This is a genomic window from Acidiferrobacterales bacterium (genome assembly GCA_028820695.1).
Taxonomy (GTDB): domain Bacteria; phylum Pseudomonadota; class Gammaproteobacteria; order Arenicellales; family JAJDZL01; genus JAJDZL01.
Map to the genome: position 1 here is coordinate 33459 of JAPPIB010000013.1, position 13358 is coordinate 46816.

The following is a 13358-nucleotide window of genomic DNA, read 5'->3' on the forward strand; positions in this document are numbered from 1 at the left end:
GAACGATCCTGCCATCTCAAGACGGACTGAACGGATGAAAAACCGACCGAACATAGTATTCATCATGTGTGATCAGTTAAGGCAGGATTATCTGTCGTGCTACGGTCACCGGACTCTTGAGACACCGAATATTGATTCATTGGCCCGCCGCGGCGTGCGTTTTGACAACGCATTTTGCCAATCACCCCTATGTGCGCCGTCACGCGCAAGCTTCTATACCGGCCGCTACCAGTCATCGCACGGGGTCTGCACCAATGATGATGCCACCCGACTGGGTGAATATATGCTGGGAGACTACCTTCGACCCTTGGGTTACCGCACTGCGGTGGTCGGGAAGACGCACAGTTACAAGAGCCAGGACGAGGTCTGGAAAAACGCAATCGACCCGGATTCGGATCTTGCACGAACTGCCGGCAGTGGCGGATTCGAGCCGTACGAACATCATGAAGGCTTGTATCCGGACCCGATTCTGCCCGAGAATCTCGGCTACGCAAGCTATCTGCATTCCGTCGGATATACCGACGACAATCCCTGGCAGACCCGGGCCAATAGCGGAATCGACGAGACCGGCACACTTCATTCGGGCTGGTCACTTCGAAGCTCAGTCTACCCGGCAGCGCTGGCCGAAGAATATTCCGAAACCGCGTTTACCACGACACGGGCGATCGAGTTCATTGAGGAAACCGATGACCGGCCATGGTGTCTGCACCTCAGTTACATCAAACCCCATTGGCCGATCATTGCGCCCGCCCCGTACCACAATCTGTTTCACGCCGATCAGGTTCAGGACGCTGTTCGAAGTGAATCGGAGCGCGAAAACCCTCACCCGGTGGTCGATGCGTTTGTGAAAGCCGAATACAGTCAGAATTATGCCAATGATGAGATACGCGACATCGTTCTGCCCGCCTATATGGGGCTGGTCAAGCAGGTCGATGATCACATCGGACGACTGATGGAATTTCTCAGGCAACAAAAACTGATCGATAACACCATGATTGTCTTTACCTCTGATCATGGAGATTATCTGGGTGACCACTGGCTGGGTGAAAAGGATCTGTTTCACACGCCGTCGGTCAAGATCCCATTGATTGTTGTTGACCCCGATCCGGGTGCGAACATCACGCGAAATACGGTGTGCAGTGAATTGGTTGGGGCGGTTGACGTTGTCCCCACACTGGTTGAGTTTGCAGCTGGCGAAGTCTGCCAGGAACGGGTTGAGGGGAACTCCCTGCTGCCTCTTCTGAGAGCGCCTGCTCCAGTTCAGGACTGGCGCGAATTCGCGATCAGCGAGATCGACTATTCGGACCGAGGTGCGCGTTATGTTCTAGGGCTCCATCATTACGAATGTCGTGCGACCATGGTTTGCAACTCGCACTGGAAGTACGTTTACTATCAGGGATTCCCCCATCAGCTGTTCGATCTTGAACAGGACCCGGATGAACTCAATGATCTGGGCGGGAATCCGAATCTTGCCTCGGTGACCCGACGCATGCAGGACGCATTGTTTGACTGGCAGTACTCGCTCAAGCGTCGGGTTGGAATGGACTACTGCCAGGCTCAGGGGCAGGGTCCAGAGCGGGACGAGGAATACGGAATCATCATCGGTCGGTGGTGAACCCGCCGCCGGATCAGTCCCCCGAACCTCGGGTGGTTTCCAGTCTAGATGTAGTGAATGTAGTAATCCCGAAGCTGTCGCTGATCCATATCAGCGGTACTTTCGAGTTCATATTCCTTGATCACCGCGAGATTTCCGACCAGCTCGGCACCGACTGCGTCGACGAGGTCTGTATCAGCCTTGAGTTCCGCAAGCGCTGCGCCCAGATCGTCCGGTACGCCTTGTGTCGCATCATGATTTTCCAGACAGTCAGCGGTCTCGGCAGGTGGCAGATCATAGCCCTTTTCATACCCCAGCCGGGCCGCTTGCAGCACAGTCGCCGTCGCAGTATAGGGATTGACCGCTCCGTCTGCCATGCGGTGCTCAATCCTGGCCTGGTCGCCTGTCTCACTGCTGATTCGAGTGGTCACACCGCGATGATCCTCACCCCAGTTGCGCCAGTATCCCGATAGACTGGCCGGTTGCAGGCGCATGTATGAATTGACTGTGGGAGCGAGCAATCCAGCCATTGCGCGATGATGATGCATCAGTCCCGCCACACAGCGTCGGCCGAGATCAGAGAGTTTGTCTGCGGCTCCCGCGTCACCGATTGCGTTGGTACCCTGAGCGTCCCACAAACTGAAATTGATGTGCACACCTGAACCACTGAGTTGCGGAATCGGCTTCGGCATGAAAGTCAGCAATACACCGTCCCTGATCGCAATCTCCCGAGCCATCAGTCTGAAAAGAAAAATATCGTCGGCGGCTGTCAGTGCATCGGCATACCGCAGTGTGAACTCGAACTGTGGTGAGTCGAATTCCGATGTAATCATTTCAAGTGGAAATCCGCAAACTTCAGCCTGATGAAAGATCCTGTCCGTCAATTCCAAAGGATCGATGAAAGGTCCGGTGCCGTAAACGAAGGCACCGGGTGTGTCATAGGGACTCCAATTGCCGTCGGCATCGCGAGTGAACGCATAGGCTTCGAGTTCAATACCGACCTTGACCTGGTAGCCGATCTCGTGCCATTGCCCGACTGTGTTTCTCAATAAGGTACGGCCATCCACGGCCAGACTGTTCCCACAACTGTCGAACTGGTCCGCAATGACAACGCTTTCGTCGCCCAGCCACCCCTTGCGCGCTTCGCTGGCATCATACCGGACAACCATATCCGGCAATCCTTCCAGCAGCATTGAACACGGCGCGGGCAATAATTCCTTGTCGTAGGCCAGGGCGTACACGCCCTGGCAGAATCTTGATTCTCCTGAAGCAAGATTTCCGGGCAGATATTTTCCTCGTGCCAGATTGAGATGATCACAAAACAGCACTCTCAGTTTCTTATCGTTCATCAGAGGTTTCCGTATGGGTTGGATAAAATGGTCAGTTCAAAGTCATCCTGACCGGCAATCGTTTTATGCCGCCGACGAAGTTCGACCGCACATACTCGATTTCGTCGACAAGTTCGATCGACTTGATGCGACTGACGAGTTCCTGCAACAGCACTCGCAGTTCCAGCCGCGCGAGCCACATGCCGAGACACACATGCGGGCCACCCTGACCAAACGCCATGTGCCGATTGGGCTGACGCTCAAGATTGACGTCAAACGGGTTGTCAAATCGGTTTTCGTCGCGGTTGGCGGACGCAAACCAATACACCACCTTGTCGCCTTCTTTCACTTTCTTCCCATGCAATTCGAAGTCTTGTGTTGCGGTTCGCCGAAAATGCATGGTCGGGGACGCCCAACGGATGAACTCCTCTGTCGCGGACGCCCATAACCGCTTGTCGGCGAGTTGCAGCTTGTGCAGCAGTTCCGGCTTCATTGCCAGGGCGTGCATGGTTGCTGACAGGGTATAGCGCGTTGTATCGTTTCCTGCTGACACCAGCAGGCAGAAAAAGTTACGAAATTCGGTATCACTGATGACTTCACCCCGCTCATTCGGCTGCAGTACCAGATTCAGCACGCCCTCACTGTCGATCTGTTCGGATGTTTCCTGCATCAGTTTCTTTGCGTAGCGGAAAAGTTCCGCTCCGGCAGGTGAGCGAAATGGCATGTACCGAAACTCATCGGTGTCGGTCTTGTCCAGCACAAAATTGGAGTATTCAGGGTCGGTGTTGGCGATCAGCTCATCGCCTTTCGTAACCAGCCAGTCCAGGTCTTGCGGCGGCAGCCCCAGAATTTGACCCAGCATGCGCATCGGCAATTGCCGGCTGATGTAAACCGCGGCATCAAATTCCTTGCGGGACAGAGCGCTTTCCAGGATATCCTCGCATAAACTGCGAATGACGCTCTCCGATCGATCGATCACTTTTTTGGAAAACGCCTCGCTTACGATCTTGCGTGTGACTGTGTGCTCCGGGGGATCGATTTCCTGAAAGGTCCGCCGGGCGAGATATTCTTCCCGGCTTTGGTCCTCCATGCGAATTCCCTGGGCGGAACTCAGCAATGACGGGTTTCGATTGTGTTGCAGGATGTCGTCGTAGCGGGTCATGGACCAGTAGTCCTTGTACTGCCCGCCGTCGCACCAGGCAAGCGGATCTTCCCGTCTCATTCTGGCAAAGGTATTGTGCGGCACGCCGTTCACAAAGGTATCGTGATCGGACAGGTCGGCGTAGCCATCGTCGGTTGGGTGCCAGATTGTCATGTCATGCCATGCCCGTTGCAACAATCCGTGATCTGAAGCTGATGATCAGTCAATCGCAGGAAGGTTGCGTCGTCGCAGCGTGGTACCGCTTCTCCAGGAGAATGCGATTTCCCGCCAATATCCGGCGATGTTCTCAATCGGTTGCAGTCGCGTCAGCTCTTCAACCGGGGACTCAAACAGCTGCAGATCGAAATTTCCCGTAAATGATCGTCCCACTTCGGCCTGATAGGCGCTCATCGTGACCAGCTCATCCAGGCTGTCTTCACCAACACCCTCAATTGACGGCATCCAGCGGTTGTGGAGCATCGGGTGACTGTTTACAAATCCCGCATGATCACATTCATCGGTAATCTCAAATGTTGCATGAATGAGCTTGTGGTCGTAGGCGCAGACACTTGCACCGAATCTGCCCCCGGGCTCAAGTCTGGGGCCCGCCCGCCCGACGGTAATCGGGCGAGACAGGTAAATTGATGCGAGCTTCTTGGGATACCCTTGATGATGTCCCCGAACCATCGCATAGTCAGAATCAACCCATATGTACACACAGCGCGAATAGGTTTTGCCCTGATACTTGCATCTGACAACAACAAACACCTCCATGTATTGGCTTCGCGCCGGGTCAAGAATTTCGCTGTAGTCATCCCGGCAGTTCTGCCAGTCGGCCCAGATCACCGCGACTGCATCGGGATTCTCGTCGGCAGGTTCCAGGTAATCGGGAAGCAATTCAGTGACGTTTTCGGGTTTCGTCAGGTATTCCAGTGTCAGCGTCGCACCCGAATAGTGCCAGGGAGTGTCCGGCACCAATGAGGACTTGCCGGTCGCGCTTCGGGGGAACATAAAACCTTTCAGGGACATCTCGATTGTTTCACACAGTCTGGTCAAGTCGGCATTGAGTTATTTTATTATGAGTTATTTTCCGGCTCGCAAAAACTGTCGGCAGTTGTTGTTTCCGCTGCGCCGTGAACGTTGTTCAGCGCATAACCTTGCCGTCCGGCAAGCTGGGCCGAATGTCACCGCAATGCAAAAGCCTCAGCATGATTTTACCGGTGACCCTCATCTGATTTGATGTGATAATGTGTACTATACGGCCCATTCAGGGTGTCAGCAAGGCTTGAGGGGAGAGTCATGAGCGAATTTCGTCGAATCCTATTGGCGGGTTATCCGACAGTTGTTGAGCGGTGCGGTGATGAGCTCATCGCGGGTGACGGTCGCACGATCAGCGTTGAGGACGCAGTTCATCTGGCGCCGGTTGAGCCTCGCAAGATCATCTGTGTGCATCTGAACTACAAAAGTCGTGTAGAGGAATACATGACCAGACTTCCGGCAACACCGACTTACTTTCATAAACCGGTTACCGCACTTTGTGGCCATAAGGCGGATGTTGTCAGGCCGAAGCGTTGTGAGTGGCTGAACTATGAGGGCGAGATCGCAATCGTCATCGGCCGGTATTGCCGAAACATCAGCCGATCCGACGCTTCACAATACATTGCGGGGTACGCGGTCGCCAATGATTATGGGCTGCACGATTTTCGCGATACCGATGCGGGTTCGATGCTGCGGGTGAAAGGAACAGATACCCTGTGTCCGGTTGGTCCGGGTTTGGTGACCGGCTGGGATTTTCGCGGCAAGCGAATCCGTACGATCGTCAATGGTGAAGTGAAACAGGATGGCAACACAGATGAGATGGAATGGGATATGCATTATCTCGTCGCTGACATTGCCAGAAACATCACATTGGAGCCGGGCGACCTGTTGCTGTCAGGCACTCCGGCCAATAGCCGTCCGGTGAAACCAGGCGATGTTGTCACGGTTGAGGTTGAGGGTCTCGGTGCGTTGACCAACACTATTGTGGAGGGGCCCGCTTCGATTCGGGACGATGTCGGGCACCAGCCGATGACAACCGAGGAGGTGGTCTCTACGGCAATGGGTGGAGATTGGGAGTTTCGCGGCATTCGCGCACCGCGAGGCCCGGGGGCCGCCCATTACAAGAGCAAACTGGATGGCGATTCGGATTGATGGTGTGATCCAATGCCTCCGAATCAGGTCATCCGAAAGTCATGCCTGACCGCTGAACTTTGATTGCCGCTGCAGCCGGGCAACTATGCCTATGAGCAGGTAATGCAGACAATCCGCGAGCTGGGACTCGGCATGTCTGTCGTTGAACAGCAGTTCCGTCGAACCGTGTTCAATATTGTCGGCCGCAATCAGGACGATCATGTCAAGAACATTGCGTTCTTGATGGATCAGTCTGGCAAGTGGCGTCTTTCGCCCGCTTGCGACGCGGTCTATGCATATAACCCGTCGGGTATTCAGACCCGCGATCATCAAATGAGCATTGTCGGCAACCGCAACAATTTCGAACTTGAGGATTTGCTCAGCTTTGCTGAATCTTTAGGACTGACGAGATCAACCGCTCGCGGTATCATTGCGCAAGTTGTATCAATTGTGACAGATTGGCCGCAATTCGCAAGGCAGGCCGGTATCGATGAAAAGATTATCGCGCGAGTTGGTCAGACTCTTCGAACAAAGCTGCGATGATTGCAGGCCCAGTCAGGCTTGGCCGGCTTTCCGCGCAATCGATCGGGCGCACAATGCGATTGATTGCGGCGGGCGACCGCATCTAGCGCCCGCCTGATTTCGCAGTTTAGCGCCATGGCGATCCGTTTCGCAGCATCCAATCAGCCGTCTCGCGTTCTGACAGGCGGTCTTATGATCATCGGCGCAATGTCCGTGATCGGTTTTGTTGACAACCTGATCCCCTTCATCCAGCAGGAAGCCGGATTATTTCAGTTTCAGGCATTTCGGTCGGCGATTTGCTGCACCATTATCGTGTTGTACTGCTTGATCAGAAAGCAAGGCCTGAGGCCCAAACGATACTGGGCAATCGCAGTCAGGGGGTTCTTGATGGCATGGGCCATCTTGCTCTACTTCGGTGCTTTGTCACTGATGCCGATCGCGGAGGCCGGTGCGACACTGTTCAGTGCACCGATCTTCGTGCTGGTGTTTTCGGTCATCGTATTTCGAATGAAGATAGGCGTGTGGCGCATCGTTGCTGTTGCCATCGGATTTACAGGTGTGCTGCTGGTGTTGAAACCAAGTCCTGACAATATTGGATTTCTGACCGTGTTGCCACTGCTGGCGGGAATTTTCTACGCTCTCGGCCAGCTTGCGACACGCCATCTTTGTTCAGAAGAGAATACAGCTGTTGTCATGATGGGTTTCTTTCTCATGATCGGATCGCTGAGTCTGCTGATGTTGGCAATTCTGCATGTACTTGAGTTGCCGCCTGAGGTGGTGGATAGCGCACCGTTTTTTCTGCAGCCGTGGGAGGTTCCGACCAAACAGTTTCTGTTTTTTGTCTTGATTCAGGCAATGGGATCTATCGTCGGTGTGATGGGGTTGGTCAGAGGCTATCAGATTGCAGAACCGACCTACGTTGGAATTTTTGAGTATAGCTTTCTGATCTTCGCGGGGTTCTGGGGATGGATGCTTTGGGGTCAGATACCGGATGCCGTGGCGTTTGTCGGTATCATAGCGATCGTAACGGCAGGGGTGATGATCGCATTGCGTTCGCGTCAGCAATGACCCAGCCTGCCGGGCCTCACCTAAAGACTCGACACGTTGCTGTGAGAGTGCTGCCTGTGCCCGGAGAACTTCTTGAGCACGGCTTGTGTCAAGCGGTGGAAAGGTAGCATTGTGCGTCCGGCGTTGCGGAAAATCGTCTCCGGTCCAGATATCCTGAACATTAAAATACGACTTGCAGCGGGCAATAGGCCCGCAAAGGCCGAGCGGTTCAATCCCCACAGGACTGTGCTGGCGAAACAGGAGCGAAATGAAGACAGTCACCGACTTTCCCCGCAAGACCACTGTAGTCGAAGGTGAATTCATTGCACTGTCGGATGGCGTTCAGCTGGCTGTCAAGATATGGATGCCTGAAGATGCAGCGCACGACCCGGTGCCTGCTATTGTCGAATATCTTCCCTATCGATATCAGGATGGAACCGCTGAACGCGATGCACTGACTCACCCTTATTTTGCAGGCCACGGATATGCATCGGTGCGAGTCGACATGCGTGGTACGGGCAATTCGACCGGCGTGCTGCTCGGTGAGTATCTCAAGCAGGAGCAGGACGATGCACTTGAGGTTATCGACTGGATTACAGACCAGCCGTGGTGTTCGGGACAAGTCGGGATTATCGGAATATCATGGGGCGGATTCAATGGTCTGCAGATTGCCGCCCGCAAGCCAGATGCCCTCAAGGCGATTGTGACGATCTGTTCAACGGACGATCGCTACGCCGACGATATCCACTTCATGGGCGGAGCCATGCTGACGGACAACATTGCATGGTCGACTTATATGTTTTCCATCAACACGACTCCGCCTGACCCTCTTGTGCACGGCGATGCATGGCGCGACATCTGGCATGAACGGCTCAAGGGCAGCGGTCTGTGGCTGTCCGATTGGCTGGCGCACCAACAGCGCGACGAGTTCTATCGTCATGGATCCGTGTGCGAGAATTACGACGACATCGATTGCGCGGTCTATGCGGTCGGTGGTTGGGCGGACGGGTATTCAAACTCGATATTTCGGTTGCTGTCGAATCTCAAGGCTCCGTGCAAGGGACTGATTGGTCCATGGGCGCACCTTTATCCTCATTTTGCAACGCCTGGACCCGCGATTGGATTTCTGCACGAATGTCTTCGCTGGTGGGATCACTGGCTGAAGGGAGGTGACACTGGAATCATGGACGAACCGCAGTTGCGTTGCTGGATGCAGGATTCCGTCCGTCCGCAAACCCATTACGATTACCGTCCAGGGCGTTGGATTGCCGAAAGTCAGTGGCCTTCGGACAATATCGAACAGAGGCTGTACCACCTGACCGGGGATGGCTTGTCCGGACAAGCGGGCAGCGAGCATGTGATGCGTATCTCATCGCCTCAGACTGCTGGTCGTGCAAGCGGTACGTGGTGTTCATACGGTGTTGATCCGGACGTGTCCGGCGATCAGAGGGCGGAAGCCGGGAGCAGTCTGAATTTTGACTCACTCGAACTCAGTGAAGAGCTTGAGATTCTCGGTGCGCCGGTTGTGAGACTGAAGTTCAATTCAAGCCAGCGCAACGCGTTGGCAGCTGTGTGCCTGAATGAGGTACTGGTTGACGGTTCGGTGACGCGTATCACCTACGGCATACTGAACCTGACACATCGCAATGGTCATCTTGATCCCGAAAACCTGATACCGGGCCAAGACTGCAGTGCCGTGATCCAAATGAACGAAATTGCGCATAAGTTTGCCGCCGGCAGCAAAATACGCTTGTCGCTGACGACCGCTTACTGGCCTGTGGTCTGGCCGTCACCGGTCAAATCCGAACTTGCGCTGCTTGTACCGGCTTGTACGCTCACTGTGCCGTTTCGACCTCGACAGGAAATCGACAATGGTCTTGCCGAGTTTGCCGAGCCGGAAGCCGCACCTGCTCTCAACAAGACTGTCCTTTCGGAGCCCGGAAGTGAGTTTACGGTGACCGAGAACATACAGACCGGAGATGTCACGCTGCGAAAATGGTTCGACGAGGGGATCATTGTCTACGATGACTATCCAGGCTGGACCGTTGCTTCCACACACGAGGAGTTTTTCTCGATTCATCCAGATGACCCCTGTTCAGCGAAGTGTGACATCACCTGGACCGAAAAGTTTTCCCGCGGCAATTGGGAAGTTTCAACCCGTACCAATACCATGGTGACGTCGACACCGAGTCATTTCCATCTGCAAGCAAGACTTGAGGCATGGGAAGGTGATGAGCTTGCGTACGAGCAGACCTGGAACCAGCAGTTCGAGCGCAAATTTGTCTGATCACAATTTGCAGCCAGTCCGGGTATTTCCCCGGCCCGGCCAGGAATCAGTCAGGTCGGATGCCGAAGATTGAATTCGTCATTCAAGATCAGCAGCGTGACAAATCCACATCCTCGCCACAAGTGATCCGATGGTGGAGTCGCATGTCGATATTACCGCCGCTGACCAGGGCGACGGTCGGACCTGTCGGTACGAACTTACGTGAAAGCAGTGCTGCTATTGCGACCGCACCGGCACCCTCGATGATTTGCCTGTCTTCCCAGTAGGCGTGCCGGATCGCCTGCGAGATTTCCTTTTCACTGACGAGTATCAACTCGTCTACCAGGGTTTGTACCGCTTCGAATGTGAAGTGATTGTCCAGTCCGATACCGCCACCCAATGCATCAGCGAGCGAGGGCAGTTCTTCGACTTCGATGGGTTTGCCGGCCTTGATGCTCTCGTACATCGCTGCGCCGTGTTCCATACTGACGCCAATCACCTGGATCTTCGAATTGATTGCCTTCAGGGCGATCGCAATGCCGGCGATCAGGCCTCCTCCGGAAACCGGGACCAAAACCGACTGGAGATTCTCAACCTGTTCTGCGAGTTCGAGGCCGATCGTGCCCTGGCCGGATATGACGTCGGATTGGTCGAATGGAGAAAGATAGGTCAGACCTTCCGACGCGACCAGTCTGTCTACTGTGATTTGGGCCTCATCCTGGGACTTGCCGATTATCCGAACCTCTGCACCAAGCGCCTTGATCGCGTCAATTTTGTTTTGCGGAACCAGTGAGGACATGCATACGATACAGTGCGCACCAACGGTCGATGAGGCATATGCGAGCCCGCGTCCATGATTGCCGGAAGACACGCAGACGATTCCCTTGCTGCGCTGGATGTCACTAAGTTTGCTGACTGCATGAATCGCACCGCGGATCTTGAAGCTGCCGATGCTCTGTTGATTCTCGAGTTTCAGGTAAACAGGGCAGTTCGAGTGTTGTGTAAGCGACGAGGACGAAATCAATCGCGTGTACTGACAGTCATCTGGAATGACTTCGCGGGCGGTCTCAATGTCGGAGAGTTTGATTGACATAACGTTGGTTCGAAGTGCTGCGACCGGTGTGACCGACCGAAAAATCAATCTGTCTGGATTTTCGACTGGTTGCCGATTATGAGCGTGCGTATTGTACAGGTCTTTGCCGGTTGACTTCACATTTGAAAACGCGGCCAAGGGGACATCGTCACATGTCCAATGCGCCAAAAAGTGAAATCGGCGGCTGGGGTTTCAGGTATACTTAATAGGTTTATAGAATGGGCGCGGGCTAATTGTCAGTGCGGTTGATAACTCGAAGGGCGACGTCATATACATGGTTGTCGCCGCGTTATTCCGGATTGCGTCGAATGAATAATAACCGCGTCGTGCCAGTCTGATCGAATATCAATCTGTGAATCAATTCGTATACCTGATTCGGAGTCCAAATGGAACATACCAGAGAACCAGAACTCAAAGACCTCATCATCAAGGGCAAGCGACAGGGATATCTTACCTACGAGGAGATCAATGATCATCTTCCCGACAGGCTGAGTGACGTCGAGCACGTTGAGTCCATTGTCAACATGCTCAACGAGATGGAAGTCCAGGTCCTTGACGCGCCACCGGATCCGGACAGCCTGATCCTGAATGCTGAGGAAAGCATGGATGAGGAAAACGTCGCCGAGGAAGCTGAAGAGGTGCTCAAGAGTGAATTCGGAAGCACGACCGATCCCGTTCGAATGTATATGAGGGAGATGGGTGCCATTGATCTTCTGACGCGGGATAAGGAAATCGAGTTGGCGAAGCGCATCCAGTCAGGATTGCAACAGGCAAAAGAAGCGCTGTCTACGTGTCCGCTCGTGTTCGATAGACTGATCACGATGTTTGATCGGATCGAAGGCGAGTCGATGCGAATTACCGAACTGTTCACAGGTTTCATCACTGATGTCAAGAAACCTGCAGTTTCCAATGATGATGAGGACGATGGAGTTGCCAACAACAACCTGCTCGAAATGAAAGAACGGGCGAGGAAGATTCGTACACACTACAGGAACCTGCAACGGGCGATTGCAACCGAGCCAGATGGCATCCGAAGCCGCAAGGCTGGCAAGTACCGCGGATATCTCGCGGTTCACTTCCTGGAGTTCAAATTCGTACGCAAGCAGTTGGATGACATGTTTGATTTGATTCACGAAACTGACCGGCAATTGAAGGAAAAAAGCAGGATGCTTGAGGAGATCTGTATCGGCAGGGTACGAATTCCCCGACAGAAGGTCATGGAAGTGGTGCAAGGGCAAGCTACACATCGCAACTTGTTTTCGCTGCTCAAGGCATTGTGCAACAAGGAGCAGGCGGAGCAGTTGGAGTGCTATCGGGAAGAAATCTCAGAGATCCGCAATCGCCTGAAAAAATTTGAGATGCGTCTCGGATTGTCGATAGGGGATTTCAAGGAAATTCGTCGTGAGGTTTCGATTGGCGAGACGCGGGCCAATCGGGCGAAGAAAGAAATGATCGAGGCGAATCTGCGCCTGGTCGTGTCGATTGCAAAAAAATACAACAACCGGGGCCTTGGTTTCCAGGATCTCATCCAGGAAGGCAATATCGGGTTGATGAAGGCGGTCGACAAGTTTGAGCACGAGCGGGGTTTCAAGTTCTCTACCTATGCGACATGGTGGATTCGTCAGGCGATCACCCGGGCCTGCGCTGACCAATCGCGAACCATACGGGTTCCGGTGCACATGACTCAGACTCTGAGTACCCTGACCAGAATTCAACGCGAAATCAGACAGGAGGAGGGCCGCGAGGCGACGGTAGAGGAACTTGCGCTGAGAATGGAAGTCAGCGAGGACAAGGTGCGAAAAGTTCTCAAAATCCCCAAAGAGCCCTTATCGATGGAGTCTCCGACCGGAGAGGATGAGGATTCACATGTCGGCGACTTCATAGAAGACAAGTCAGTGCGTGCACCTTTGGAAGTTGCGACAGAAGCAGGACTGCGGGCGGCGACCGATGCCGCGTTGAATTCCTTGTCCGATCGCGAGGCAAAAGTCCTTCGGATGCGATTTGGGATCGGCATGCCGACCGACCACACTTTGGAAGAAGTGGGGCAGCAGTTTGATGTGACTAGAGAAAGAATTCGTCAGATTGAGGCGAAAGCCATCCGTAAGTTGCGCCATCCGTCCAGGTCGGAAAATCTAAAACCGTTTATCGATTCGTAGTCCGGTCGGCTGAAAACTGCCCGGCCGCATTGCCGTGAGGCA

Annotated in this window: 10 protein-coding genes; 6 read left to right on the forward strand and 4 right to left on the reverse strand. The window is 54.0% G+C overall.

Annotated elements, in window-relative coordinates:
* Nucleotides 1-34: 34 nt before the first annotated feature.
* Nucleotides 35-1615 carry a sulfatase-like hydrolase/transferase gene (locus OXI60_01940; GenBank protein MDE0308580.1) on the forward strand — a complete coding sequence of 527 codons (1581 nt, stop codon included), beginning with the start codon at nt 35-37 and terminating at the stop codon, nt 1613-1615.
* A gap of 44 nt (nt 1616-1659) precedes the next feature.
* Here OXI60_01940 and OXI60_01945 read toward each other — a convergent pair whose 3' ends face one another.
* Genes OXI60_01945 through OXI60_01955 form a run of 3 tightly spaced genes read right to left on the reverse strand, consistent with a single transcriptional unit; the run spans nt 1660 to nt 5092 of the window.
* Nucleotides 1660-2943, reverse strand: a complete 1284-nt coding sequence (locus OXI60_01945) for a glutamine synthetase family protein (protein ID MDE0308581.1) — start codon at nt 2941-2943, stop codon at nt 1660-1662.
* A 31-nt stretch (nt 2944-2974) separates the two neighbouring features.
* Nucleotides 2975-4237, reverse strand: coding sequence for a cytochrome P450 (locus tag OXI60_01950; GenBank protein ID MDE0308582.1), 1263 nt, complete (start codon nt 4235-4237; stop codon nt 2975-2977).
* A gap of 45 nt (nt 4238-4282) precedes the next feature.
* Nucleotides 4283-5092 (reverse strand): acetoacetate decarboxylase family protein, encoded by an 810-nt coding sequence (locus OXI60_01955; GenBank protein ID MDE0308583.1) that lies wholly within the window; start codon nt 5090-5092, stop codon nt 4283-4285.
* A 270-nt stretch (nt 5093-5362) separates the two neighbouring features.
* On the opposite strand from OXI60_01955, the gene OXI60_01960 reads away from it, so the two are divergent.
* The 4 genes from OXI60_01960 to OXI60_01975 all read left to right on the forward strand — a co-directional run bounded on the left by OXI60_01960 (nt 5363) and on the right by OXI60_01975 (nt 10088).
* Nucleotides 5363-6253, forward strand: coding sequence for a fumarylacetoacetate hydrolase family protein (locus OXI60_01960; GenBank protein ID MDE0308584.1), 891 nt, complete (start codon nt 5363-5365; stop codon nt 6251-6253).
* Between the two features lie 63 nt (nt 6254-6316).
* Nucleotides 6317-6775, forward strand: coding sequence for a HipA domain-containing protein (locus OXI60_01965; protein MDE0308585.1), 459 nt, complete (start codon nt 6317-6319; stop codon nt 6773-6775).
* A gap of 114 nt (nt 6776-6889) precedes the next feature.
* Entirely contained in the window at nt 6890-7822 is a 933-nt protein-coding gene (locus tag OXI60_01970; GenBank protein MDE0308586.1) for a DMT family transporter, read from the forward strand.
* Nucleotides 7823-8069: 247 nt separating this feature from the next.
* The gene (locus OXI60_01975) at nt 8070-10088 is read left to right on the forward strand and encodes a CocE/NonD family hydrolase (protein MDE0308587.1); all 2019 of its coding nucleotides are present in this window, start codon (nt 8070-8072) and stop codon (nt 10086-10088) included.
* Between the two features lie 88 nt (nt 10089-10176).
* Here the strand turns inward: OXI60_01975 and eutB are convergent, their stop codons facing one another.
* Nucleotides 10177-11160 carry a hydroxyectoine utilization dehydratase EutB gene (gene eutB / locus OXI60_01980; GenBank protein MDE0308588.1) on the reverse strand — a complete coding sequence of 328 codons (984 nt, stop codon included), beginning with the start codon at nt 11158-11160 and terminating at the stop codon, nt 10177-10179.
* A 386-nt stretch (nt 11161-11546) separates the two neighbouring features.
* On the opposite strand from eutB, the gene rpoD reads away from it, so the two are divergent.
* A complete protein-coding gene (gene rpoD / locus OXI60_01985; protein MDE0308589.1) occupies nt 11547-13316 on the forward strand; it encodes an RNA polymerase sigma factor RpoD in 1770 nt (589 codons plus the stop codon).
* The last annotated feature ends 42 nt before the right edge of the window (nt 13317-13358 follow it).